At 68.5% G+C, this 24,979-nt stretch carries 20 protein-coding genes and 2 tRNA genes; 11 read left to right on the forward strand and 11 right to left on the reverse strand.

The window, feature by feature from the left end; genetic code table 11:
* Positions 1 to 2 precede the first annotated feature (2 nt).
* The 4 genes from DELCS14_RS23035 (at position 3) to DELCS14_RS23050 (ending at position 4,161) form a co-directional block, all read left to right on the forward strand.
* Entirely contained in the window at positions 3 to 896 is an 894-nt protein-coding gene (locus tag DELCS14_RS23035) for a YicC/YloC family endoribonuclease (protein ID WP_013803793.1), read from the forward strand.
* A 44-nt stretch (positions 897 to 940) separates the two neighbouring features.
* Entirely contained in the window at positions 941 to 1,570 is a 630-nt protein-coding gene (gene gmk, locus DELCS14_RS23040; RefSeq protein WP_013803794.1) for a guanylate kinase, read from the forward strand.
* Between the two features lie 18 nt (positions 1,571 to 1,588).
* On the forward strand, positions 1,589 to 1,792 hold the full coding sequence (gene rpoZ, locus DELCS14_RS23045) for a DNA-directed RNA polymerase subunit omega (RefSeq protein WP_012203952.1): 204 nt from the start codon (positions 1,589 to 1,591) through the stop codon (positions 1,790 to 1,792).
* Positions 1,793 to 1,893: 101 nt separating this feature from the next.
* Entirely contained in the window at positions 1,894 to 4,161 is a 2,268-nt protein-coding gene (locus DELCS14_RS23050) for a bifunctional (p)ppGpp synthetase/guanosine-3',5'-bis(diphosphate) 3'-pyrophosphohydrolase (RefSeq protein ID WP_012203951.1), read from the forward strand.
* Between the two features lie 30 nt (positions 4,162 to 4,191).
* On the opposite strand, the gene DELCS14_RS23055 is transcribed toward DELCS14_RS23050, so the two are convergent.
* Positions 4,192 to 5,058 (reverse strand): NAD-dependent protein deacetylase, encoded by an 867-nt coding sequence (locus DELCS14_RS23055; protein WP_013803795.1) that lies wholly within the window; start codon positions 5,056 to 5,058, stop codon positions 4,192 to 4,194.
* An 86-nt stretch (positions 5,059 to 5,144) separates the two neighbouring features.
* On the opposite strand from DELCS14_RS23055, the gene DELCS14_RS23060 reads away from it, so the two are divergent.
* Complete coding sequence (locus tag DELCS14_RS23060) at positions 5,145 to 6,530, forward strand: lytic murein transglycosylase (protein WP_013803796.1); 1,386 nt, start codon at positions 5,145 to 5,147, stop codon at positions 6,528 to 6,530.
* 4 nt (positions 6,531 to 6,534) lie between these two features.
* On the opposite strand, the gene greB is transcribed toward DELCS14_RS23060, so the two are convergent.
* The 3 genes from greB to DELCS14_RS23075 all read right to left on the reverse strand — a co-directional run bounded on the left by greB (position 6,535) and on the right by DELCS14_RS23075 (position 7,551).
* Positions 6,535 to 7,101 (reverse strand): transcription elongation factor GreB, encoded by a 567-nt coding sequence (greB, locus tag DELCS14_RS23065; RefSeq protein WP_013803797.1) that lies wholly within the window; start codon positions 7,099 to 7,101, stop codon positions 6,535 to 6,537.
* Positions 7,102 to 7,218: 117 nt separating this feature from the next.
* Positions 7,219 to 7,295 (reverse strand) — tRNA-Arg (locus tag DELCS14_RS23070).
* Between the two features lie 179 nt (positions 7,296 to 7,474).
* Positions 7,475 to 7,551: transfer RNA gene (locus DELCS14_RS23075), tRNA-Arg, on the reverse strand.
* A 183-nt stretch (positions 7,552 to 7,734) separates the two neighbouring features.
* Between DELCS14_RS23075 and DELCS14_RS23080 the strand changes: the two genes are divergently transcribed.
* Positions 7,735 to 9,264: a PLP-dependent aminotransferase family protein gene (locus tag DELCS14_RS23080; RefSeq protein WP_013803798.1), complete on the forward strand. Its 1,530-nt coding sequence runs from the start codon at positions 7,735 to 7,737 to the stop codon at positions 9,262 to 9,264.
* A 47-nt stretch (positions 9,265 to 9,311) separates the two neighbouring features.
* Here DELCS14_RS23080 and DELCS14_RS23085 read toward each other — a convergent pair whose 3' ends face one another.
* Complete coding sequence (locus DELCS14_RS23085) at positions 9,312 to 10,754, reverse strand: amino acid permease (protein WP_012203946.1); 1,443 nt, start codon at positions 10,752 to 10,754, stop codon at positions 9,312 to 9,314.
* A 124-nt stretch (positions 10,755 to 10,878) separates the two neighbouring features.
* Entirely contained in the window at positions 10,879 to 11,277 is a 399-nt protein-coding gene (locus tag DELCS14_RS23090) for a nuclear transport factor 2 family protein (protein ID WP_013803799.1), read from the reverse strand.
* A gap of 335 nt (positions 11,278 to 11,612) precedes the next feature.
* Here DELCS14_RS23090 and DELCS14_RS23095 point away from each other — a divergent pair, with 335 nt between their 5' ends.
* Positions 11,613 to 13,034 carry an FAD-binding oxidoreductase gene (locus DELCS14_RS23095; RefSeq protein WP_013803800.1) on the forward strand — a complete coding sequence of 474 codons (1,422 nt, stop codon included), beginning with the start codon at positions 11,613 to 11,615 and terminating at the stop codon, positions 13,032 to 13,034.
* Between the two features lie 80 nt (positions 13,035 to 13,114).
* Here DELCS14_RS23095 and DELCS14_RS23100 read toward each other — a convergent pair whose 3' ends face one another.
* Complete coding sequence (locus DELCS14_RS23100) at positions 13,115 to 13,516, reverse strand: group II truncated hemoglobin (RefSeq protein ID WP_012203943.1); 402 nt, start codon at positions 13,514 to 13,516, stop codon at positions 13,115 to 13,117.
* A gap of 39 nt (positions 13,517 to 13,555) precedes the next feature.
* A complete protein-coding gene (locus DELCS14_RS23105) occupies positions 13,556 to 15,088 on the reverse strand; it encodes an MFS transporter (protein ID WP_083829107.1) in 1,533 nt (510 codons plus the stop codon).
* A gap of 205 nt (positions 15,089 to 15,293) precedes the next feature.
* On the opposite strand from DELCS14_RS23105, the gene DELCS14_RS23110 reads away from it, so the two are divergent.
* Positions 15,294 to 16,175, forward strand: a complete 882-nt coding sequence (locus DELCS14_RS23110) for a LysR substrate-binding domain-containing protein (protein ID WP_013803802.1) — start codon at positions 15,294 to 15,296, stop codon at positions 16,173 to 16,175.
* Between the two features lie 684 nt (positions 16,176 to 16,859).
* Here DELCS14_RS23110 and DELCS14_RS23115 read toward each other — a convergent pair.
* Positions 16,860 to 19,394 carry an FtsX-like permease family protein gene (locus DELCS14_RS23115; RefSeq protein WP_013803803.1) on the reverse strand — a complete coding sequence of 845 codons (2,535 nt, stop codon included), beginning with the start codon at positions 19,392 to 19,394 and terminating at the stop codon, positions 16,860 to 16,862.
* Positions 19,395 to 19,478: 84 nt separating this feature from the next.
* Positions 19,479 to 20,699 carry a porin gene (locus tag DELCS14_RS23120; protein WP_013803804.1) on the reverse strand — a complete coding sequence of 407 codons (1,221 nt, stop codon included), beginning with the start codon at positions 20,697 to 20,699 and terminating at the stop codon, positions 19,479 to 19,481.
* A gap of 246 nt (positions 20,700 to 20,945) precedes the next feature.
* On the opposite strand from DELCS14_RS23120, the gene DELCS14_RS23125 reads away from it, so the two are divergent.
* The 3 genes from DELCS14_RS23125 to DELCS14_RS23135 are packed head-to-tail and all read left to right on the forward strand — an operon-like array spanning position 20,946 to position 23,884.
* Positions 20,946 to 21,908, forward strand: a complete 963-nt coding sequence (locus tag DELCS14_RS23125) for a tripartite tricarboxylate transporter substrate binding protein (RefSeq protein ID WP_013803805.1) — start codon at positions 20,946 to 20,948, stop codon at positions 21,906 to 21,908.
* 20 nt (positions 21,909 to 21,928) lie between these two features.
* On the forward strand, positions 21,929 to 22,774 hold the full coding sequence (locus tag DELCS14_RS23130) for a TauD/TfdA family dioxygenase (RefSeq protein ID WP_013803806.1): 846 nt from the start codon (positions 21,929 to 21,931) through the stop codon (positions 22,772 to 22,774).
* A gap of 51 nt (positions 22,775 to 22,825) precedes the next feature.
* Positions 22,826 to 23,884 carry a 3-keto-5-aminohexanoate cleavage protein gene (locus DELCS14_RS23135; protein ID WP_012203936.1) on the forward strand — a complete coding sequence of 353 codons (1,059 nt, stop codon included), beginning with the start codon at positions 22,826 to 22,828 and terminating at the stop codon, positions 23,882 to 23,884.
* A 4-nt stretch (positions 23,885 to 23,888) separates the two neighbouring features.
* Here DELCS14_RS23135 and DELCS14_RS23140 read toward each other — a convergent pair whose 3' ends face one another.
* Complete coding sequence (locus tag DELCS14_RS23140) at positions 23,889 to 24,971, reverse strand: AraC family transcriptional regulator (protein ID WP_013803807.1); 1,083 nt, start codon at positions 24,969 to 24,971, stop codon at positions 23,889 to 23,891.
* Between the last annotated feature and the right edge of the window lie 8 nt (positions 24,972 to 24,979).

Below are 24,979 nucleotides of genomic sequence, written 5' to 3' on the forward strand. Positions count from 1 at the left end.
GCATGACCGGATACGCCAGTGCCCAGCACGGCGCGTCCGCAGAAGATGGTGGAGCGTCGGGCCGCAACAGCCGGCTCGGTCTGGAGATCCGCTCGGTCAACAGCCGCTTCCTGGATCTTTCGTTCCGCCTGCCCGACGAGTTGCGCGCCCATGAGCCGGCCCTGCGGACCCTTCTGACCGCCCGCCTCAAGCGCGGCAAGGTCGAAGTGCGCGCCGCCATCGACAACGACGACGGCAACTCCCTGCCCGACCCCTCCACCGCCATGCTGCAGCGCCTGGCCATGCTCCAGGACACCGTCCAGTCATGGCTGCCCGACGCTCGCAGCCTGTCCGTCTCCGATGCACTGCGCCTGGCCAGCGGCGGCGCCAACTCGGCCATCGACTGGAGCAGCGTGCTGCCCACGCTGGCAGAGCAGGCCCTGACCGAGCTGCTGGAGGCCCGCGCCCGCGAAGGCAAGCGCCTGGCCACCATGCTGCTGGACCGCATCGCCCAGCTGCGCAAGCTCGCGGCAGACGCCACACCCCTGGTGCCCCAGCTTGTGGAGCAGCAGCGCCTGCGCTTCATGGAGCGCTGGAAGGAAGCGATGGCCCTGGCCGAAGGCGCCGTGGCGCCCGAAGCCGCACAGGACCGCGCCCTGACCGAGGCCACGGCCTTTGCCATCCGCATCGACGTGGCGGAAGAAGTCACCCGCCTGGACTCGCACCTGGACGAGATCCAGAGCCTGCTCAAGAAGGGCGGCGAGATCGGCAAGCGCCTGGATTTCCTGATCCAGGAACTGCACCGCGAAGCCAACACACTGGGCTCCAAGTCCGCCACGCTGGAGCTGACCCGCATCAGCGTGGACATGAAGGTGCTGATCGAGCAGATGCGCGAGCAGGTGCAGAACATCGAATAAGCCCATCACAGATGCCCATGCGTAACCAAACTGCGCACAAATCCATGGATTACCCCGGAAACCTCTTTGTCGTCTCGGCCCCCAGCGGGGCCGGCAAGTCCAGCCTGGTGCGAGCCCTGCGCGAGTTCGATGCGCGTGTCTCGCCCTCCGTCTCCCACACCACCCGCGCGCCGCGTGGCCAGGAAAAGCACGGCCGCGAGTACTACTTCGTCTCCGACCAGGAATTCGACACCATGGTGTCGAACAACGCCTTCGTCGAATGGGCGAATGTGCACAGCCGCCGCTACGGCACGGCCAAGAAGGCGCTGGAAGAGCGCATCCAGGTCGGCACCGACGTGCTGCTGGAGATCGACTACCAGGGCGCGCTGCAGGTCAAGGAGGCGTTTCCGAACGCCGTTCTGATCTTCATCCTGCCGCCCAGCTGGGACGAGCTTCGCGCACGCCTGGAAAACCGGGGCGAGGATGCACCCGAGGTGATCGAGCTGCGCCTGACGAACGCGGCCGAGGAGATGGCCCAGGTGGCGAAATTCGACTTCGTTATAATCAACGAATTGTTCGAGAGCGCACTGTTTGATCTCAAGACGATCATCCACGCCCAGCGCCTCAAGTATGCGGCTCAGCGCAGCCGCCGCGCAGAGACCTTCGAGTCTCTCAATATTTCTGTACCCAACTGACGTTTCCCGGAGATCCTGATGGCACGCATCACTGTTGAAGACTGCCTGGAGCAGATCCCTAACCGCTTCCAGCTCGTGTTGGCCGCCACCTACCGCGCCCGCATGCTGAGCCAGGGCCACACGCCCAGGATCGAAACCAAGAACAAGCCCGGTGTCACCGCCCTGCGCGAGATCGCCGAAGGCAAGGTCGGCCTGGAGATGCTGAAGAAGGTTCCGGGCTGATTTGCTGCAAAGCAACACAATGGCCCCACAAAGAGCACCGCACAGCGGTGCTTTTTTTACATGAAGCCTGCACAAACCCGCATGCACGCTACATTTAAGTCATGAAAGCGGCCTTGACTTCGTTCACAGCCCCCTCTGATCCCGTACCGACACCCCGGCCCGAGCGCATGTCTGCAGAGCAGGCAGCGAGCGTGTCGGCCAATGCCTTTGCCGGACTGATGGAGCACCTGGGTTACCTGGATGCCACCAGCATCGAGCAGGTGCGCGAAGCCTATGCCTTTGCCGACCTGGCCCACAGCGACCAGTGGCGCAGCAGCGGCGAACCCTACATCACCCATCCCATTGCCGTCACCGCGCTGTGCGCGAGCTGGAAGCTCGACGCCCCGGCCCTGATGGCCGCGCTGCTGCACGATGCGATGGAAGACTGCGGCGTCACCAAGGCGGACCTCGCCCAGCGCTTCGGGCAGGACGTGGCCGAGCTGGTCGACGGCCTCACCAAGCTGGACAAGCTGCAGTTCAACACGCGTGAGGAAAACCAGGCCGAGTCCTTCCGCAAGATGCTGCTGGCCATGGCGCGCGATGTGCGCGTCATCCTGATCAAGCTGGCCGACCGCACCCACAACATGCGCACCATGGGCGACATGCCGCGCAACAAGTGGGGCCGCATCTCGTCGGAGACGCTGGAGATCTACGCACCCATCGCCCACCGCCTGGGCCTGAACCAGACCTACCGCGAGCTGCAGGACCTGGCCTTCCGCCACCTGCACCCCTGGCGCTATGCCACGCTGGAAAAGGCCATCGCCCGCTCGCGCAAGCGCCGCCGCGACCTGGTCCAGCGCGTGCAGGACGAGGTCAATGCGGAGTTCGCCGGCGCAGGCCTGCAGGCACGCCTGGCCGGGCGCGAAAGCACGCTGTATTCGCTCTATCTGCGCATGGAGAAGAACCAGCTGAGCTTTGCCAAGGTGACGGACGTCTACGGGTTTCGCGTCATCCTGCCGCGCGTGATCGACTGCTACACCGCGCTGGGCGTGCTGCACCAGATGTACAAGCCCATGCCGGGCCGCTTCAAGGACTACATCGCCATTGCCAAGAACAATGGCTACCAGTCGCTGCACACCACGCTGGTGGGCCCCTCGGGCGTGAACATCGAGTTCCAGATCCGCACCGAGGAAATGCACATCGTCGCCGAAGCCGGCGTCGCCGCGCACTGGCTGTACAAGGCCCAGCCCGGCCACGATTCCGAGCAGCTGGGCACGCAGTGGCTGCAGTCGCTGCTGGACATCCAGAACGAGACGCGCGATGCGGCCGAGTTCTGGGACCACGTCAAGGTGGACCTGTTCCCCGACGCCGTCTACGTGTTCACGCCCAAGAGCGAGATCATGGCCATGCCGCGCGGCGCCACCGTGGTGGACTTCGCCTACGCCATCCACAGCAAGGTCGGCAACCACATGACGGCCGCCCGGATCAACAACGAGGAAGTGCCGCTGCGCACCGAACTCAAGAGCGGCGACGTGGTGCAGATCGTCACCTCCGAGGACGCCACGCCCAACCCGGCATGGCTGGGCTTCGTGAAGACGGGCCGCGCGCGCTCCAAGATCCGCCACTACCTGAAGTCGGCCGCGCAAAGCGAATCGGCCCGCCTGGGCGAGAACCTGCTGGCCCAGGCCATGCGCGCCGAAGGCATGGATGCCGTGCCGCCGGCCGACGAGGCCAACCAGGCACTGTGGGACGAGGTGCTGCGCATGGCCGGCAGCCGCAGCCGCGCCGACCTGATGGTGGACATCGGCATGGGCCGGCGCATTGCGTCGCTGGTGGCCTCGCGCCTGACGGCGCTGATGGCGCGCCACGGCCACCGGCCCGACGCCCTGCTGCTCACACGCGAACGCTTCAACTCCAGCAACCGCCCCTTCCAGGGTGCCGTGCTGCTGGACGGCTCCAACCAGGGCTCCATCCACTACGCGCAATGCTGCCGCCCCGTGCCTGGCGACCCCATCGTGGGCTACCTGGGCAGTGGCGAAGGCCTGATCGTCCACCATGCGCAGTGCAAGATCGCGCAGCGCCTGCAGGAAAAGGACAGGGACCGCTTCATCGTGGTCGAGTGGGCCGATGACATGGATGCCGCGCGCCTGTTCGAGGCACGCATCGTGGTCACCGTCAACAACGGCAAGGGCGTGCTCGCGCGCGTGGCGGCCGAGCTGGCCGGCGCCGAGGTGGACATCCTGCGCGTGGACATGGCCGACGAGGCCGCCATGAGCACCACGGACCTGTGCTTCGTGATCTCGGTGCACGACAACCAGCAGGTGGAGTCCGCGCTGCGCAACCTGCGCCGCGTGCATTCGGTGGTGCGCGCATCGCGCGTCATCCCCTGATGAACACTGCCCCGCTCCTGCGGGGCTTTTTCATTGCGCCAGGTCCTGGGCCAGCTGCTGCAGAAACGGGCCGCAGTCCTGCTCGATCTTGAGGGCCAGCAAATCCTCGGAGCGCATGCGGCCCTGGTTGATGGCGGCCACCGGCTTGCCCTGGGCCACGGCCTCATGCACGAAGCGCAGGCCTGAATACACCATCAGCGAAGAACCGGCGACCAGCAGCCCGCCGGCCTGCTGCAGCATGGCGCGCACGGCCTGCACCCGCTGGCTGGGCACGCCTTCCCCGTAGAACACCACATCGGGCTTGAGCACGCCGCCGCAGTGCGGGCAGGCCGGCACGTCGAAGCGGCTGAAGTCGCGCCCCTCCAGATCGGCATCGCCGTCGGGCGCGGCCTGGGCGCTCAGGCCGGCCCAGCCGGGGTTGCGCTCCAGCAGCATGGCCTGCAGCACGGCGCGCTCCATGCCGGCGCCGCAGCCCATGCAGCGCACGGCGGCGATGCGGCCGTGCAGGTCGATGACGCCATCGCTGCCCGCGGCCGTATGCAGGCCGTCCACATTCTGGGTGACCAGGCCTTCGATCCATCCGCGCTGCTGCAACTGCGCCAGTGCCGCGTGGGCCTGGCCGGGCCTGGCCTGCGCCATCACGGGCCAGCCCAGCAGGCTGCGCGCCCAATAGCGCTGGCGCGTGGCATGGCTGCCCATGAAGGCCTGCAGCGTCACCGGCTGGGGGCGCTTCCACTGGCCTTCCAGATCCCGGTAGTCCGGAATGCCGGAGCCCGTGCTGCAACCCGCGCCCGTCAGCACCAGCCAGCGCCGGCCGGGCGGCAGCAAGGCGCGCAGGGCCAGCCCGGCATCGTGCAGAACCGGGGATGGTGATGGCGGTGGAGCGGTGGCGGTCATGGCCGCACAGCATAGCGGCCCCGCACGCCCAATGCAGAAACACCGTGTTGCACTCCGAGCCGGGGCGCAGCGGAGACAATGGCCGGATGCACCACGCACACGCCACCGCCCAAGCCGCCGCACACGCCACTGCCCAAGCTTTTCCCACCGTCCGCCATCCCGCCGCGCTGAACCGTGCCGCCCTGGCCACCGCCCTGGCCACCGCCCTGGCCGCCGTGCTGCTGGCCGGCTGCGCGTCCCGGCCGGCGCCTGCGCCGGTCACGGTGCCGCCCTCCATGCCCGCCCCCACGGCGCCTGCCGCGCCCGTGCAGCCCGAACCGGCCACCGCGCCGGACGCCGCCCAGCAGGCCGAGGCCACCAGCTTCGAAGCATGGAAGCGGGATTTCGCGCGCAAGGCGCTGGACGCCGGCATCTCGGAGAAAACCGTGCGCAGCGCACTGGAGCCTGCCCGGCTGCAGCGCCGCGCGGTGCAGCTGGACCGCTCGCAGCCTGAATTCACGCGCACGCCCTGGCAGTACCTGGACAGCGCCGTATCGGCCCAGCGCATTGCCCAGGGCCGTGCCAAGCTGCGCGAAGCGGCTGCACCGCTGCAGTCGGCCAGCCAGCGCTATGGCGTGCCGGCCGAGGTGATCGCCGCCATCTGGGGCATGGAAAGCAATTTCGGCGGCAACTTCGGCAACTTCCCCACGGTCGATGCGCTGGCCACGCTGGCCTTCGACGGCCGGCGCGCCGCCTGGGCGCAAAAGGAGCTGCTCGCAGCCCTGCGCATCATCGACAACGGCGATATCGATGCGGCCCACATGATCGGCTCCTGGGCGGGTGCCATGGGCCACACGCAGTTCCTGCCCTCCGTGTTCCTGGCCTATGCGGTGGATGCCGATGGCGATGGCCGCCGCGACATCTGGGGCAGCCTGCCCGATGTGACGGCCTCCACGGCGAACTACCTGGCCCATTCGGGCTGGAAGACGGGCGAGCCCTGGGGCGTGGAAGTGCGCCTGCCGGCAGGCTTTGACCATGCACGCGCCGAGACCAGCGTGCGCCAGGACAGCGCGCAATGGGCAGCCGAAGGCGTGCAGGCCGTGGACGGCTCCGCCCTGCCCGCCATGGCCGATGCCAGCGTGATCGCGCCGGCCGGCGCGCGCGGGCCGGCCTTCATGGTGGGTGCCAACTTCCGCACCATCCTGCGCTACAACAACTCCGTGAATTACGCGTTGGGCGTGGGCCTGCTGTCGCAGCAACTGGCCGGCGGCCCGGGCGTGCAGGCGGCCTGGCCGCGCGATCTGGCACCGCTGTCGCGCGACCAGTTGCGCGCCTTGCAGGCTGCGCTCAACGAACGGGGATTTTCAGCCGGCACGGCCGATGGCGTGATGGGCCCGGCCACACGCGCGGGCCTGCGCCAGTTCCAGCAAAGCCAGGGCCTGGTGGCCGACGGCTATCCCACGCTGGAGCTGCTGCAGAAACTGCAGCCCTGAACGCTCACCCGGCGGCGCTGCCCGGCTCCGGGTAGGTGACTTCCAGCACTTCCAGCGTGCGCACACCTGCGGGTGTGGGCAGGGCCACCTCGTCGCCCACACGGGCCTTGAGCAGGGCGCGCGAGACGGGTGCGATCCAGCTGACCTGCTGGCGTGCGCTGTCGGCCTCGTCGATGCCCATGATGGTGATGGTGCGCTCCTCGCCCTCGTCATCGACATAGGTGACGGTGGCGCCGAAGTAGATCTGCTCGCTGCCGGCATGCACGGAGGGATCGACCACCTCGGCGATCTCCAGCCGCTTGGTCAGAAAGCGGATGCGCCGGTCGATTTCGCGCAGGCGCTTCTTGCCGTAGAGATAGTCGCCGTTCTCGGAGCGGTCGCCATTGCTGGCCGCCCAGTGCACGATCTCCACGATGCGCGGGCGCTCGTTGTCGATCAGGTCCAGCAGCTCCGTCTTCAGCCGCGCGAAGCCCTGGGGCGTGATGTAGTTCTTGCCGCCCGGCGGCAAGGGCGGCAGGCCGACTTCATCATCGTCGTCGCCGTCGGATTCCTTGGTGAAAGCCTTGCTCATAGGGAGCCGATCTTCACACAGATCACCGCAGCAGGCGAAGACGCCGAAAAAACCGCGACACCAACTGAGCACAAACGAAAAAGCCTCAGAACTTTGCAGTTCTGAGGCTTGTCGTTTTGGTGCGGCTGGCAGGAATCGAACCCACGACCCCTTGGTTCGTAGCCAAGTACTCTATCCAGCTGAGCTACAGCCGCCAAGCTTCGAATTATAGCGTGCTTTTTGAACGCTTAAGGAAAACCATGAAAATATCGAAAAATAACCGTTGCCCAGCGCCTGAACCATTGCCACGGCCTCTGTGCGGGCCTGTGCGGGCCTGTGCGGGCGCCTGAAACGAAAAAGCCTCAGAACTTTGCAGTTCTGAGGCTTGTCGTTTTGGTGCGGCTGGCAGGAATCGAACCCACGACCCCTTGGTTCGTAGCCAAGTACTCTATCCAGCTGAGCTACAGCCGCCAAGACAACGATTGTATATCAATTTCCGGCCTCTCCGCAAAAATTGCAACCATCGCAAACTCCGGGCCCCGTGGCGCACCGCGCTGGCCTATATTGGCCGGTCGCGGATGCAGGCCCTGCCCTGCACCTGCGCGGGAGACAAACACAGCGAGCGGCCCGCCGCAGCGGCGGGAACGACAAGACATGACAGACAAGCGCGCGGCCACGCAGCCGCAACCGCCCGAGGGCGCCATGTGGGGGCAGCTGTTTCGCCGCAGCGCCCGCCCCTCCCTGAGCCTGCAGGGCCAGATCCGCGAGATGCTGGTCGATGCCATCCTCTCGGGCATCCTCGCACCCGGCGAATCCATTCCCTCCAGCCGCGAGCTGGCGCGCCACCTGGGCGTGGCACGCATCACCGTCGTGCTGGCCTACCAGCAGCTGGCCGAGGAAGCCTTTTTGCTGAGCCGCCAGCGCAAGGGCCACTTCATCCATCCCGACGTACTCAAGGGGCGCACGCCGGGCGGCGCTGCGGCCAGCAGCAGCCCTGGCGAAGGCCGCCGCACCGACTGGTCGCGGCGCCTGTGGCTGCTGCCCAGCCAGCAGCGCAGCATCGTCAAGGAAGAGGACTGGCAGCGCTACCCCTATCCCTTCCTGTACGGCCAGTTCGACAAGGAGCTGTTTCCCACGGCCGCCTGGCGCGAATGCTGCCTCAAGGCCCTGGGCGTGCTGGACATACGCCAGTGGGCGCCCGACCAGATCGCGCGCGACGACGAGATGCTGATCCAGCAGGTGCAGACCAAGATCCTGCCGCGCCGCGGCGTCTGGGCCTCGGCCGACGAGCTGATCATTACCGTGGGTGCGCAGCACGCCCTCTACATGGTGGCAGACCTGCTGATGCGCGAGGGCACGGCCGTGGGCATCGAGGAGCCCGGCTACCCCGACGCGCGCAACATCTTCAGCAGCCGCACCTCCCAGGTCATCCCGCTGCCGGTGGACGGCCAGGGCCTGCCGGTCACGCCGCTGCTGCGCCAGCTCGACTACCTCTACGTGACGCCCAGCCACCAATGCCCCACGGGCGTGACCATGCCGCTGGCGCGGCGCGAGGCGCTGCTGGAGATGGCCGAGGCGCACGACATCATCCTCATCGAGGACGACTACGAGAGCGAGAGCAGCTTCGACGACCAGCCCATTCCGGCGCTCAAGAGCCTGGACCGCAGCAACCGCGTGATCTACGTGGGCAGCCTGTCCAAGAGCCTGGCGCCGGGCCTGCGCGTGGGCTACATCGTGGCTGCGCCAGAGCTGATACGCGAGCTGCGCGCGCTGCGCCGGCTCATGATCCGCCACCCCGCCACCTTCGTGCAGCGCACGCTGGCCATGTTCATCTCCCTGGGCCACTACGAGGCCCAGCAGCGGCGCCTGGCACAGGCGCAGAAGGAGCGGCACGCGGCGCTGACTGCCGCCATGGCCGAGCATGCCCCCGGCTGCCGCATCACGCCCGTGCGCGGCGGGGGCTCGTGCTGGGTGCAGTTGCCCGACCACATGCCTGTCGAAGCCCTGGCGCAGCGCGCCGCAGCGCACGGCGTGCTCATCGAGCCCGGCGATGTGTTCTTCGCCCGCCCGGGCACGCCCGGCAGCTACATGCGCATGGGCTACCAGTCCATACCCGCCAACGACATCGGCCAGGGCGTGAAGGCCCTGGCCGATGCGATCCGTGAGGAGCAGCCCGAGAAGTAACGCAAGGAATGGCCGGGACCGGCACTGCCGGTCCCGCCGCCCCTGGGTCAGTACTTCTGCGGCTCGGGCTGCGCGGCCTCGGACAGCGAGGACACCACCGGCGCCACGCCACGCTGCAGGAACTGCCGCACGCCATAGGCCAGCAGCAGGATGCACAGGCTGGCCACGCCCAGCGCCAGCGGTGTGCGCTGCTCGGGGATGAAGGCCATGGCGATGACGATGGACAGCATGCCGAAGATGGCGAACCAGGTCAGGTACGGATAGCACCACATGCGCACCTTGAGCAGGTGCGGCGCCTCACGCTCCAGGCGGGAGCGCAGGCGCAGCTGCGAGATGGCGATCAGGATGTAGACGAAGATCGCCACCGTGCCGTAGGAATTGACCAGGAAGGCGAACACCTTGTCGGGCGACACATAGGACATCACCACGGCGCCGTAGCCGAACACCGTGGCCACCAGGATGGCGCGCGTGGGCACGCCGTTGCGGCTGACCTTGGCCAGCGCCTGGGGCGCATCGCCGCGCCGCGTCAGCGCGAATAGCATGCGCGAGGATGCATACAGCCCCGAGTTCAGCGCCGACAGAACGGCCGTCAGCACGATGGCGTTCATGATCTGCGCGGCAGCCGGCACGCCCATGGTGTTCAGTGCGCTCACATACGGCGTGGCGATGCCAACCGCGTTCCAGGGCACCAGGCAGGCTACCAGGAAGATGGAGCCCACATAGAACACCAGCACGCGCGTGATCACCGAGCTGGTGGCCTTGGCCACGGCCTTCTGCGGCTCGGCAGTTTCAGCCGCCGCAATGGTCACGATTTCGGCACCGAAGTAAAAGCCCGTGGCCGCCACGGCCCCGGTCAGCACCGGCACGATGCCGTTGGGCATGAAGCCGCCATTGCCGGTGAGGTTGCCGAAGTGCATGCCCTGCGACGCAGGCGTCAGGCCCAGCACGTAGACGCCCGCCACGAACAGGAAGACCACGATGGCCGCCACCTTGATGGAGGCGAACCAGAACTCGAACTCGCCAAAGGACTTCACCGAGACCAGGTTGGTCAGCGTCAGCATCACCAGCAGCACCAGGCTGATGCTCCAGTTGGGGACATCGGGCAGCCAGTAGCGCACCAGGTCGGCACCGGCCACGGCCTCCAGCGCCACGACGATGACCCAGAAGTACCAGTACATCCAGCCCGTCAGAAAGCCTGCCAGCCGGCCCACGCCGGGGCGGTCGCGCCAGGCCTCTCGCGCATATTCGTAGAAGGACCCTCCGCCGGGCATGGAGCAGGCCAGCTCGCCCAGCATGCGCATGACCAGCACCACGAGCAGGCCCGTGATGAGGAAGGAAAGAATCGCGGCCGGCCCGGCCGACTTGATGACGACGCCGCTGCCCACGAACAGCCCGGCGCCGATGACGCCGCCCAGGGCGATCATGGTCATGTGCCGCTGTTTGAGCCCGTGTGAAAGCCCCGGCGAAGAGGCTTGCTGATGTCCGATCATGTCTTGTCTCCTGTTGCGTTCAGGCGCCACGGCTGATGCTCTGTTGTGGTGGCTGCGCAGGTGCGCGCCTTGCCGTGGCGTATCCGGTGTTCCCGGTGGCACGGGGCCGCAAGGCCCCGCGCCGTCAGGCGGCCGCCACCGGCGGGCGGTCCTTGCGGAAAGCGTTCTTCACGGCGATCTTTCCGTCCTTGAAGGTGAAGACATCCACCATGCGCGCTTCCACGCGCAGGCCGTCGGCCTTGGTGCCCTTGAAGGTGCTCTCGGACACGCCACGGTCGCCCTGCACGAAATGGTCTCCATCGAGCCAGGCCGCATCGGGGAAGGCCTGCCAGGCCATCTGGAAACCCTCGCGCACCGCTTGGCGGCCGACGAAGCTGCGGCCCATGAGATCGGGCCCGGCCACGGCGTGGAACTCGCACTCATCGGCCATGAAGCCCATCAGGGCCTCGATGTCGTGGCGGTTCCAGGCCTCGGCAAAGCGGGCCAGGAACTGGGCATCCGGAGGGTTGGTGTCTGCGCTCATGCTGTCTCCTTGTCTGTGGTGGGTACCACGGCGCCGGGCCCCGGGCAGGGCCGCCGCGCCGCGTCATCGAAATGTCGATGGGCCATGGTAGGTAGCAGGCACACGGACCCGTTAGAACCAGATGCCATCAATCGTTAGGTCCAGGCGCGCGCACCGGCCGCCACTGGCTCTATCGAAAGCTGGGCTGTGGCGCTAACTGGCTCCATGGCCTGCTGGCTATGCTGATTCCATCGTCGGCGCACCGCCTTGCAGGGCTTGCCGGCATTGGCCCCATTCCACCGAATCCATAGCAAAAAGCGGCAGATCCCAAACCGCCGCACCAGGAGACATCCGCCATGAAAGCCGAGGACATCCGCCCCAGCCACCTGCGTCCCTACGACCCTCAGTACGACCCGCTGGTGGCCGCCAACCCGGGCCACGGCACGGGCTATGCGCCCACCTACTGGGTCGGCACGGCGGGACGCCCGCCAGACGATGACGGCCCCGTCAGCGGCGACATGGACGTGGACGTGGCCATCGTCGGCTCGGGCTTCACGGGCCTGGCCACGGCCCTGTTCCTGGCGCGCGAACACGGCATACGCGCCGTGGTGCTGGACGCCAACCAGACCGCCTGGGGCTGCACCAGCCGCAATGGCGGCCAGGGCCAGAACGCCAGCGGGCGCCTGTACCGCTCGCAATGGATCGCGCGCTGGGGCAAGGACGTGGCGCTCAAGCTCGACGCCGAGATCCGCGAGGGCTTCCAGACCTTCAAGGACCTGGTGGCCGAATTCCCCGAGTGCGAGCCCCAGCCCGGCGGCCACCTCTACATCGCCCACCGCGAAAAGAAACTCGACTTCCTGCGCAACGAGACCCAGATCATGCGCGAGGTCTTCGGCTACGACGCCCGCATGCTCAGCCCCGAGGAGCTGCGCCGCGACTATGTGAACGACGCCGACAGCCACGGCGCCATGCACGAGCCCGACGGCATCGGCGTGCACCCGCTCAAGCTGGCCTTCGGCTACCTGCGCAAGGCGCGGGAGCTGGGCGTCAAGGTGCACCCGGCCAGCCCGGTGCTGGGCGTCGAGACGCGCAACGGCGTGCACCACCTGCGCACGCCCGGCGGCACCGTGCGGGCGCGCGCCGTGGGCTTTGCCACGGGCGGCTACACCAGCAACGCCCTGCATGGCAGCCTGCGCTCCAAGATCATGCCCATCCTCTCGAACTCGCTGGTCACGCGGCCGCTGACCGAGCAGGAACTGGAGGCCACGGGCTTCAAGACCACCCAGGTCATCACCGACACGCGCACGCTGCGCTTTTACTACCGCCGCCTGCCCGACAACCGCGTGCAGATCGGCAGCCGCAGCGCCGTCACGGGTGCCGATGCGCCCAACCCCATCCACATGGCCAAGCTGGTGGACGGCCTGCACCGCAAGTTCCCGGCGCTCAAGGGCATCACCATCGACTACTCCTGGTGGGGCTGGGTCGATGTGAGCCACGACATGATGCCGCGCGTCTTCCAGCCCGATCCGGCACAGAGCATCTTCTACGCCGTGGGCTATGGCGGCAACGGCGTCTCCTTCTCGGCCCACGCGGGCCGTCGCATGGCCGAGCGCATCGCGGGGCGCCAGAGCAAGACCTTCGAGCTGCCCATCTACAACTCGGAGCTGGAGTATCCGAACGTCTTCAACATGGTTCGCTCGCCCGCGTTTGCGCCGTTTCGCCGGCTGGGGCAGCGGTTCCTGTACCACTGGTACTACATGCGCGACGAAAAGCTCTGAACCCCAACCGATTGCTGCTTGGGCCGGCCTCCTGCAGGGGGCCGGCCCTTTTTTTCAGCAGCGCCGGGGGCAGCCAGCTGCTACCGGTTCCGCATCCAGTCGGCCGTGTTCATGAAGCTGGCCTTGAGGCGCACGCGCAAATCCTCGGGCACGCCGGTCTCGCCCATGGCCTGGTCCATGCAGGCCACCCACTGGTCGCGTTCCAGGATGCCGATGGAAAACGGCATGTGGCGCATGCGCAGGCGCGGGTGGCCGAAGCGGTCCTGGTAATGGTCCGGGCCGCCCAGCCAGCCGCACAGGAACCAGAACAGCTTCTGGCGCGCATCGGCCAGGGTGCTGCCGTGGGCGGCACGCAGTTCGGCATAGCCGGGCTCCAGGTCCATGAGATCGTAGAAACGGTCCACCAGGGCCTGCACCCTGGGCTCGCCGCCGATCCATTCATAGGGGGTCTGGGGGGCGTTGTTCTGGGATTCCTCTGACATGGCGAAAAGCGGCTGGCGGCTGAGTGAAACCCGCGATTGTCAGGCATGTGCCATGTCCGTGCCCGTACCGGTATCCGTGGGGGCCCCGGCACGCAGGAACCCGTACACCGCCAGCGCCGTGAGCACCGTGATGCCCGCCAGCACATCCAGCAAGATGCCAAAGGCCTGGCCATAGGCCGCCAGCACGGCGGGTGCAGACAGGCCGGGCAGCAGGGCCATGGCCTCGGCGATGTTCCCCGTCACCAGCAACTGCGCCGCGCGGCCGGTGGCATGCACCGCCTGCGCCGCCTGGGGCGCCTGAGCTGCCAGGGCCGACAGACGCCATGCCAGCAATGCAGCCAGCCCCGCGCCCACCAGCGCCAGCGCCATGCCTTCGCCCGCCACGCGCACCGTGCTGAAAATGCCCGTGGCCATGCCGGCGCGCTCGCTGGGCACCACGCTCACGGCCAAGCCATCCATCAAACCCCAGGGCAGCCCGATGCCCAGGCCGATCAGCAGCAGCGGGGGCGCCATCTGCGCAAAGGCCGTGCCCGGCGCGCACCCGCCCAGCCACAGCAGGCCCGCCGCGCACACCAGCAACCCCGCCAGGCACAGCAGCGCGGCCGAGATCCAGCGCGTGAGCCAGCCCGCCAGCAACGGCACGAACAGCATGGGCAGGGACAGCACAAACATCAGCTGCCCCGCCTGCAGCGGCGCCATGCCCTCCACGCCGATGAAGCGCACCGGCAGCAGCACCAGCAGTACCACGAAGGCATAGGCCGGCGCACCCGCCAGCAACTGCACGCCCACGAAACGCGGATAGCGAAACAGCGACAGGTCCAGCATGGGCTGCCCCGTGCGCTGCTGCACGCGCCGCTCCACGGCCACAAAGGCCGCCAGCGCCAGCGCGGCACCGGCCAGCGGCAGCAGCGCCGCCCCGCTGGACCAGCCCGCCTCCGGCCCCTGCAGCACGCCCCAGGTCAGCAGCGCCAGGGCTGCGGTGAACAGCAGCGCACCGGCCCGGTCCAGCCGCTGCGCCTTCGGGTTGCGCGACTCCGGCATGCAGCGCAGCCCCAGCACCAGCGCGGCCAGCGCCACGGCGGCCACGCAAAGCACCACGCCGCGCCAGCCCGCCACGCCCAGCAACCAGCCCGACAGCAACGGCCCGAAGGCCAGGCCCACGCCAAACGACGTGCCCACGCCACTGAAGACGCGCATGCGCCCCGCTCCATCGAACACCTGGGCCAGCGCCGCCGTGCCGCCCGCCAGCGCGGCCGCCGCGCCCAGGCCCTGCAGCGCACGCAGCAGGTTGAACACGACAATGGCCCCCTGCCCGCCCAGGCAGGCCTGGGCCAGCGCACTGGCCAGCACCACGCCCAGCCCGGCCAGGAAAACGCGCCGCCGCCCGTGCAGATCGGCCAGCGCGCCAGCCGCCATCAGCGTGGCGCCAAAGCTCAGCATGAAGGCATTCGTCACCCAGTTGAGCGCCAGCGGCCCGCCGCCCAGCGCCTCGCGCAGCGCAGACAGGGCCACGGCCGGCCCGGTAAAGCTCAGCGGCATCGCCAGCGCCGCAAGGCACACCGACAACAGCACCCAGACCGGGGACGCACGCGGTCGCGCTGTACCGTGGAGCGCACCCGGTGCGCGGGAAGAAGTCAGGCAGGAGGACATGGTTGGCAAGGCTTTCGCAATTTCCCGGCCGCACATGGCCAGGCATGCATGAACGATAAAAGCGCTGCAATGCCGTGAAAATAGGCGCCAGACTCCCCACACTCCCAACCCAAGGTTGGCAATCGACATGGACAGCTTCAGCGGACTCGAATCCTTTGTGCGTGCAGCCGACCTGCTGAGCTTTGCCGAGGCCGGGCGCGCCCTGGGCATCTCGGCCTCGGCCGTAGGCAAGAACGTGGCGCGGCTGGAACAGCAACTGGGCCTGCGCCTGTTCCAGCGCACCACGCGCCAGGTGCGGCTCACGCAGGAAGGCGCGCTGTTCCATGAGCGCTGCCGCCGCATCCTGGATGAACTGCACGATGCGCGCGCCACCATGCAGGCCGCCGCCGAGGCGCCGCGCGGGCGGCTGCGCGTGAGCCTGCCCACCATCGGCTACCGCTTCCTGCTGCCCGTGCTGCCCGAGTTCCAGGCCCTGTACCCGGAGGTTGACCTGGACCTGGACTTCAACGACCACCTGGTGGACGTGGTCGAGGCTGGCCTGGACGTGGTCATCCGCAGCGGCGAACTGGCCGACTCGCGCCTGGTCGCGCGCCGGCTGGGGCCGTTCCGCTTCATCCTGGCCGGCTCGCCCGACTACCTGGCGGCACGGGGCATACCGCAATCCCCCGCCGAACTGGCACAGCACAGTTGCCTGCGCTATCGCTTCCTGAGCAGCGGCAAGCTGGAGGAATGGGTGCTGCCCGGCATGCCGCCCCACCTGCCCGCCGCCCTGGTCTGCAACAACATGGAAGCCATGCTGGGCGCGGCCGTGGCGGGCATGGGGCTGGCCTATATGCCGGACTTCCTGGCGCGGGATGCACTGGGGCGTGGCGAGCTGCAGCGGGTGCTGGCCGATGAGCTGACGCACACGGGGCAGTTTTCGGCGCTGTGGGCGTCGAGTCGGCAGTTGTCGCCTAAGGTGAGGGCGTTTGTGGATTTTGTGGGGGGGAGGCTGTTCAAGGAGTCTTGAACGGGGCCGTCCCCTGCTGTTGCTCGTTCTTGTCCCTGGTGTTGCTCGTTTCTGCCCCTGCCGGGTGGTTGTTTTTCGAGGCCGGGTCTCGGCCCGGCGGCCGACTGCCCTTTCTTGATTCGCCAAGAAAGGTCAGATCAAAGAAGGCGACCCGAATGTCCGCGACCCTCCGCTTCGCTGCGGGCAACCTGCGTCGTGGCGGTTGCGGGGTTCGCCGTGAAACTCTCTTCGCGCTGCGCGCTACGTTCAAACATCACGGCGAGTCAGATCACGAAGCAGTCCTGTCCTTCGGCAGGACTGCAACCCCGCAACCGCCACGCCGCAGGCGCTGACATACGGGGAGTGGGTGCGGGCCTTTGCTTCGCTCGGCCCCGGTTTGAAGCCGAGCGGAGCGATGGCGCCGGCTGTTGGCAGTTGGCAGTTGGCTATCCCCAGCCTCCCCCCTTCTGCCCACGCCTGCGTTGGGCGGGATGCGGGGTGGCAGCCCTGCCGAAGGACAGGGCTGCCACCCCGCATCCCGCCCAACGCAGGTCGCCCGCAGCGAAGCGAAGGGTCGTGGGCAGTTTGGGGCGCGCTTCTTTGCCTACTTTCTTATCGCGCGATAAGAAAGTAGGTCGGCCGCCGGGCCGAACCCCGGCCTCGAAAAACAACCACCCGGCAGGCGCAAAAAACAGAACACAAAGACTACTCAGCCACCTGCCTCAACGTATCCATCACAGGCCTCCTCAACACCTCCCGCAACGCCCACCACCCCGCCATCCAGGCCAGCAAGGCCCCGGCAACAGCCCCCGCCAGCGGAGCCCACCAGGGCACGGTCCAGTTGAACTCGAACACCCATCGCGCCAGGGCCCAGCCCACGGCCGCCGCCGCGCAACTGGCCAGGAAGCCCGCCAGCAGGCCCACGCCGGCCAGCTCGGCGCGCTGCACCTGCGCCAGCAGCCGCGCCTGGGCACCGACGGCGCGCATGATGGCGTACTCGCGCGCGCGCTCCTCGCGCGTGGCGGTGACGGCGGCGAAGAGCACGACCAGGCCGGCGGCCAGGGTGAAGCCGAAGAGGAATTCCACCGCGCGTATCACCTGGTCCAGCACGCGCTGCACCTGGGCCAGCGTGGTGCTCAGGTCCACGTTGGTGATGTTGGGAAACTCGCGCACCAGGGCGTTGTCGAAGCCCGCCACGTCGGGCGCGCGGTAGGCGGCCAGGTAACTGACGGCCACGTCGTCCAGGTGGTCCACGGGATAGATCACGAAGAAGTTGGCCCGCATCGATCCCCAGTCCACCTTGCGCAGGCTGGTGATGCGCGCCTCGCTGGGCACGCCGCCCACGTCGAAGCCCAGCGTGTCGCCGAGCTTGAGGCCCAGGGTCTCGGCAATGCCGTCCTCCACGCTGATCTCGCCCTTGGCGCCAGGCGTCCAGGTGCCCGCCGTGATCAGGTTGTGTGCGGGCGCCTGCGCCGTGGTGGAGAGGTTGAACTCCCGGTCCACCAGGCGCTTGGCGCGGTCTTCGCTGAAGTCGTCGGGGCTGACCGGCTTGCCGTTGACGGTGACCAGACGCCCCCGGATCATGGGGAACCAGTCATAGGAGGTGACGCCGGCCTTGGCCAGCGCCGCGCGGAAACCGTCGGCCTGCTCGGGCTGCACGTTGATGACGAAGCGGTTGGGCGCATTGGCCGGCGTGGCCTGGCGCCAGCTACCGATGAGGTCGGTACGCAGCAGCACCAGCAGCATGAGCGCCAGCAGCCCCACGGCCAGGCTGCTGATCTGCACCACGGCATAGGCGGGGCGCGCGGCGATCTGGCGCGTGGCCAGCACCAGCCAGCGTGGCGCCGTGCTCTCGTGCACCAGGCGGCGCAGCACCTGCACGGCCAGCCAGCCCAGGGCCGCGAACAGCAGCACGGCCACGGCAAAGCCGCCCACGGCGATCAGGCCCAGCTTGATGTCGCGGCTGGCCGCCAGCAGCAAGGCCGCAAAGCCGGCCACGCCCACAGCCAGCACCACCACCGAGGCTGGCTTGAGCGCGCCCAGGTCGCGGCGCATGACGCGCAGCGGCGGCACGCGCGCCAGTTGCAGCACGGGCGGCAGGCCAAAGGCCAGCAGCAGGGTCAGCCCCATGCCCACGCCAAAGGCGGCAGGCCACAGGCCCGGTGCGGGCAAGGCGGTTTCCACCAGCCCGGCCAGCAGCAGCACGAACACATGGTGAATGGCCCAGCCCAGCAGCACGCCCGCGGCGCTGGAGGCCAGGCCGACCAGCACGAACTCCACCGTATAGGCCCCTGCAATGCGCCGCTGGCTCTGGCCCAGCACGCGCAGCATGGCCGAGGCATCCAGGTGGCTGTTGGCAAAGCCGCGTGCAGCCAGGGCCACGGCCACGGCCGACAGCAGCGCCGCCAGCAGGGCGACCAGGCTCAGGAATTTCTCGGCGCGGTCCAGCGTCTGGCGCATCTCGGGGCGGCCGCTGTCCAGCGACTCCACGCGCACGCCATGCACGCCGGGCGCCTTGGCCTGCTGCTCGGCCCAGACGCGGTAGCGCTGCACGGCCGGCTCGGAGCCATCACCCGCGCCGGCCACGGCCAGGCGGTAGGTGATGCGGCTGGCCGGCTGCACCAGGCCCGTGGCGGCCAGGTCGGCGGAGGTGATCATCACGCGCGGCGCAAAGTTCATGAAGCCCGCGCCCCGGTCGGGCTCGATGGAGATGATGCGCGCCACGCGCAGTTGGGCGTCGCCCAGCAGCAGCATGTCCCCCACGCCTATGCCCAGCGACTCCAGCAGCGGCGCATCGACCCAGGCCTCGCCCCGCGCCGGTATCTCGCGCGTGGCCCGGTCGGCCGCGCCGGGGGCATCGGCCACGCGCAGGCTGCCGCGCAGCGGATAGCCTTCGGGCACGCTCTTGAGCGCCACCAGGCGGCTCATGCCGCCTTGCGCGTCGCTGGCGCGTGCCATGGTCGGGAAACTGGATGTCTCCAGGGCCTGCAGCCCTTCGGCGCGTGCGCGCTCGGCAAAGGCCGGCGCCGTGGGGTTGTCGCCCACCACGACCACGTCGCCGCCCAGCAGCTGGCGCGCATCGCGCTGCAGCCCCGCCTGCAGCCGGTCGGCAAAAAAGCCCACCGAACTGAGCGCGGCCACGGCCAGCATCACGGCGACGATCAACAGGCGCAACTCGCCCGCGCGCAGGTCGCGCCACAGGGTGCGCCAACCCAGGGTCCATGCAGAAGATCCATTCATGCCGCGCAGATTAGCGCAGGCGAAGATGGGCACCCGGGCGCCACGGCTATTGGCACGACCGTTCAGAACGATTGGCACGGCCGTTCAGAACATCAGCCGCAGGCCCAGGTCCAGCCCGAGCGCACCGGCCGGCTGCATGCCGCCCGTGGTCAGGTAGCCGGGCTGGGGCAGGATGGCCGGGTTGCTGACCACCAGCGGCGTCACGCCCATCACGCCCGGGTTGTTGCGCCCGTTGCCCACGCTGATGCGCGACACCGTGGCGTACAGCGCCGTGCGTTTGGACAGCGGGTGCACATAGCCCAGAGCGAGCTTGTTCACCGAGGAATCGCCGTCGGCCAGGCCCTGGCCGTTCCTGAACTGCACACGTGCATAGGAGGCGCGCAGCGCCCCCTGGCCCACGGGGATGTTCACGCCGGCCAGCACGCCCAGGTAGCGGTCGTTGATCGCGGCCAGCGTGCTGGCGTCGCGCCGCTCGTTGCGCACGCCGGACCATTCGCCAAACAGCTTGACCGGGCCGAAGTCATAGGAGCCGCCCAGGTTCAGCGAGCGGATCTTTTCCGCGCCGGCGCCCGAGGTGCCCAGGGTGTTCTCGCCATAGCCCAGCGCCACATCGGCCGCCCCCATGGCCCAGCCGATGCGGGCACCCGCGTAGCGCCCCCGCTTCGAGCTGTTCTCGGGAAAGGCGTACATGGCCTGCCCGTAGACGCCGCCCAGGCCCGGCGGCAGGAAATAGCCGATGGAATTGCCTGCGCGCAGATAGGTGTCCGTGCCCGCCGACAGCCCGCCGCCCAGCAGGCCGCCCGTGGCCAGCGCACGGGCGATGGCCAGGTTGCTGTTGACCACGGCGATCAGGTTGGTGCCCACGCCGTTGACGGTGAAGGGGTCGAAGGCCCAGTCGTTCAGAAACGAAGGCGTGTGGTCGCGCCCCATGCGCAGCTCGCCCAGGCGCCCGGACAGGCTGATGGTGGCGCGCCGCCCGAAGTTGAGCGCGCCGCCGCCCGTGTCATTGGCCACCGGCGCCTCCATCCACAGGCCGGCCATGAGGCCGCCGCCCAGGTCCTCGCTGGCGCGTATGCCGATGCGGCTGGCCAGGTTGCCCGAAGGCGACAGCGCCCAGGTGCTTTGCCGCGCCGAGCGCGCGGGACCCGCGTCCCAGGATTCGCTGCGCACGCTGTAGCGGCTGATGCCGGCGTCCATCACGCCGAACAGCGTGACCGAGGTGGGCGCCTGGGCGGCGGCCGCGCCTGCCAGACACAGCAGGCCCAGCGCGTGCAGGCCGCAGGGATGGGGGTGAAGTCGGGGCATGGAGGTCTCCTGTTCGTCGTGGGGCTGGCGCAGTCCTGCGCCACGAATCGACTCTAGGAAAGCCATCGCGCCGCTTCTTGGCAGTTCATGCCAACGGCTTTGCAATTCACGACATGCGCGGGTTGCCCTGGTCAGGGTTGCCATGGATTTGTCCCATCAAGGCAAATGCCTGTCCCCCAATGGCAATTCCCGGGAAAGCGGGCTTTCGATACTGGATGCCAGAACACGGAACAAGGAGACACGGATATGAGACTGCCCCACGCCATCACCACGCTGCTCGCGGGCTGCGCCATCGCCATCGGCGGTACGGCCTGGAGCCGCCAGCCGCTCAGGCTCATCGTGCCCGCACCGCCGGGCGGCACCATGGACATCGTGGCGCGCGTCGTGGGCCAGCAGCTCGCGTCTGAAACAGGCCAGGCCTTGGTGATAGACAACCGCCCGGGCGCAGGCGGTCTGCTGGGCATGCAGACCCTGCTGCAGGCGCCCGCCGATGGGCAGACGCTGCTGGTGGGCGCAAGCAATCTGCTGGCCGAGATCCCCCATGTGATCAAGATGCCCTTCGATCCGCTCAAGGACCTGGTGCCCCTGGCCTCGCTGGCCCGCTCGGGCGTGGTGCTGGTGGCCGCGGCCAGCCAGCCCGCCCAGGACTTGCAGGAGCTGCTCGCGCAGCTCAAGGCACGCAAAGGCCAGACCAGCTTTGCCAGCTACAGCCCCGGCACCGTGTCGCACTACGCCGGCCTGATCCTCAGCGACAAGGCGGGCCTGGACCTGCAGCACGTGGGCTACGCGGGCTCGCCGCCGGCCGTGCAGGCCCTGCTGGGCGGCCAGGTGGACGTCATGTTCGACGGCATGCTGACCTCGGTGCCCCTGATCAGGGCCGGCAAGCTGCGTGCCTACGCGTTCTCCGGCCCCCGGCGTTCGCGCCACCTGCCCCAGGTGCCGACCACCGCCGAACTCGGCTACCCCGAGCTGCAGTTTCGCGGCTGGGTGGGCCTGATCGCGCCGGCCCGCCTGCCGCCCGAAACCATGGAACGCCTGCGCGCCGCCATCGGGAAAGCGGCCAGCGCGCCGGCCGTGCAGCAAAAGCTCTCCGACGTGGGGCTGGAGCCCGAGGTGCTCACCGACACCGCCGCGCTGCAGCGCGAGACACGCCAGATGTCCGAGCGCAACGCCGGCATCGTGAAGAAATACCAGATCACCGCGAACTGACTTCCAGGGAAATACCGACCATGCAGATCCGACAGATCACCCCCGCCATCGGCGCCGAAATCTCCGGCATCCATCTCGGCGATGCCGCACGCGACGCCGCACTGTTCGCGGACATCCGCGCCGCGCTGCTGACCCATCGCGTGCTGTTCTTCCGGGACCAGGACATCACGCGCGCCGAACATGTGGCCTTTGCCAGCCGCTTCGGCCCACTGGAGGACCATCCCGTGGCAGGCAGCGATCCCGAGCACCCTGGCCTGGTGCGCATCTACCGCAGCGACGATCCGCACAGCTACGAAAACACCTGGCACTGCGATGGCCTGTGGCGCCCCAACCCGGCCATGGGCGCGGTGCTGCGCTGCATAGAGTGCCCGCCGATCGGCGGCGACACCATCTGGGTCAACATGGTCAAGGCCTACGAGGAGCTGCCCGAGAGCATCAAGCGCAGCATCGACGGCCTGCGCGCCAAGGCCGGCATAGAGCACACCTTCGGTGCCGTGATGGCGCCCGAGGCGCGCGCGCGGCTGGCCCGCGAGCACCCGCCCGTGGAGCATCCCGTGGTGCGTACCCACCCCGAGACCGGCGAGAAGCTGCTGTTCGTGGGCGCGGGCTTCAGCACCCACTTCGTCAACTACAGCACGCCCGAGAACGTGCGCCACGGCATAGACAAGGCGCCCGGCGCCGCGCTGCTGATGAACTACCTGATCAGCCGCGCCACGATTCCCGAATACCAGGTGCGCTGGTCCTGGAAGCCCGGCGACGTGGCCGTCTGGGACAACCGCAGCACCCAGCACTACGCGCTCAACGACTACTACCCGGCGCCCCGCCGCATGGAGCGCGCGGGCATCGTCGGCGACATCCCGCGCTGAGGCCCTGCACAGACTCTTTCCTCCCCTCACCCCCACCCACCGGAGCGTCCCATGAATTTTCTCGATGGCCACCTGTTCCCCGAAAACCAGCAGCCCCTGATCATCACGGCGGCCCCCTATGCGCCGGGCTGGCTGCCCGGCGATTTCCCCGAAGACATTCCCGTGACCATGGACGAGCAGATCCAGAAGGCCGTGGACTGCTACAACGCCGGCGCCACCGTGCTGCACCTGCATGTGCGCGAGCTGGATGGCAAAGGCAGCAAGCGTTTGTCCAAGTTCAACGAACTGATCGCCGGTGTGCGTGCGCGTGTGCCCGAGATGATCATCCAGGTGGGCGGATCGATCAGCTTTGCTCCCGAGACGGACGGCGCGGCCGCCAAGTGGCTGTCCGACGACACGCGCCACATGCTGGCCGAGCTGGAGCCCGTGCCCGACCAGGTCACGGTGACCGTCAATACCTCGCAGATGAACGTGACGGAGCAGGCCGAGGACGCGGACTTCAGGGGCACTTCGCGCGAGAAGCCCGCCATCTTCGACGCCTACAAGGAGATGACCGTGCCCGCCCAGCCCGGCTGGGCCGAGGAGCACATCCGGCGCCTGTCCGCCGCCGGCATCCAGAGCGCCTTCCAGTGCTACAACATCAACAGCTTCGAGTCCGTGGAGCGGCTCATGCGCCGCGGCATCTACAAGGGCCCGCTGGTGATGAACTGGGTGGCGATTGGCGGCGGCATGGACGCGCCCAGCATCTACAGCCTGGCCCACTTCGTGCGTGCCGTGCCCGATGGCGCCGTGCTCACCGTGGAAAGCAATGTGCGCAACGTGCTGCCCGTGAACATGATGGGCATCGCCATGGGCCTGCACGTGCGCTGCGGCACCGAGGACTGCCTGTGGAACCAGTCGCGCAGCGCCAAGGCCAGCACGGTCTCCCAGATCGAACAACTGGTGCGCATCGCGCGCGAGTTCGGCCGCCCCATCGCCACGGCGCAACAGGCGCGCGCCATCAGCAAGATTGGCGTGTTCTACGACACCGCCGAAGAGACATTGGCGGCCAACGGCTTCGCGCCCAACCGCAACGGCGGCAACCAGGGATTTCTGCGCAAGACCGCCTGACGCACTAGGCCTCGCCAATCCGTCCCTGCCCCCGCCTGCGCCAGTCCGAGACGCTGGCGCCGAAAGCGGCCCGGAACCAGTGGCAAAAGCCGCTGGGCGCGGCAAACCCCAGCAGGCCCGCCACCTCGCCCAGGGGCTGGCTACCGTCTTGCAGATGGCGCAGCACCAGTTCCCTGCGGAGGGTGTCGAGCAGCGCCGAGAAAGTCTGCCCCTCCGCAAGCAGGCGGCGGTGCAGCGTGCGGCGGTCCATTCCCAGCTGGCGTGCCACCTGCTGGGCCGTACAGCGGCCGCCCGGCAGCAGTGCAATGATCAGCTCCCTGCAGGCCGCCTGCATGCCTTCGCCCCGGCTGCGCAGCGCCTGCTCCAGATGGCTTCGCGCAAAGCGCGCAACGCCCGAGCCCTGCGCCTGGCCGCATTCGCGCAGCAGTTGCAGATCCGCCAGGCGGCAGACCATGCCGTTGAAAGGCTGGTCAAACAAAGGGGTCACGCCGAAGAAGGCACGGTGGGCCGATGCATCGGCCGGTGCGCGGTGTACGAAGCTGACCTGCTGCGGGCGCCACTGGGCGCCGATCAGCTCGCGCAGCACGCGAAACATCACGCCCACCGCCAGCTCCATGGACTGGCGCATGGCCATACCCGCGATGGGCACCAGGTCCTGGCGCACCAGCACCCCGGAGCCCGCGTCCTCGATGCGTACGAACATGCCCGCACTCAGCAGCTTGAGGTAGCGGCACAGCGTGTCCAGCGCCTGGCGCGGCGTAGGCTCTTGCTGCAGCACAAGGCTGATGGGGCCCAGGTGGGACAGGCTGCGCCGCGCCGCCAGGCGCAGCGCGAAATCCTGCGTTCCCGTGGTGCGCGCGGCCACCTCCAGCAGCTCGCGCACGGCATGGATGGGAATCAGCGTCTCCGGGTCGTCGAGCAGGCGCGCCGACAGTCCCGCCGCGCGCACAAGGACGGCGGGATCATGGCCCAGGCTTTTCACCAGGTCGGCATAGCCATGCAGGCTGGCACTGCGGATAAGGCCGCAGGTGACGGGCCTGCGGCCTGCGGCCACGGTGCCGATGGCATGGAGCGCAGGGGTCTGCATGGCAGGTC

This window comes from Delftia sp. Cs1-4, from assembly GCF_000214395.1.
GTDB classification, from domain to species: Bacteria; Pseudomonadota; Gammaproteobacteria; order Burkholderiales; family Burkholderiaceae_C; genus Comamonas; species Comamonas acidovorans.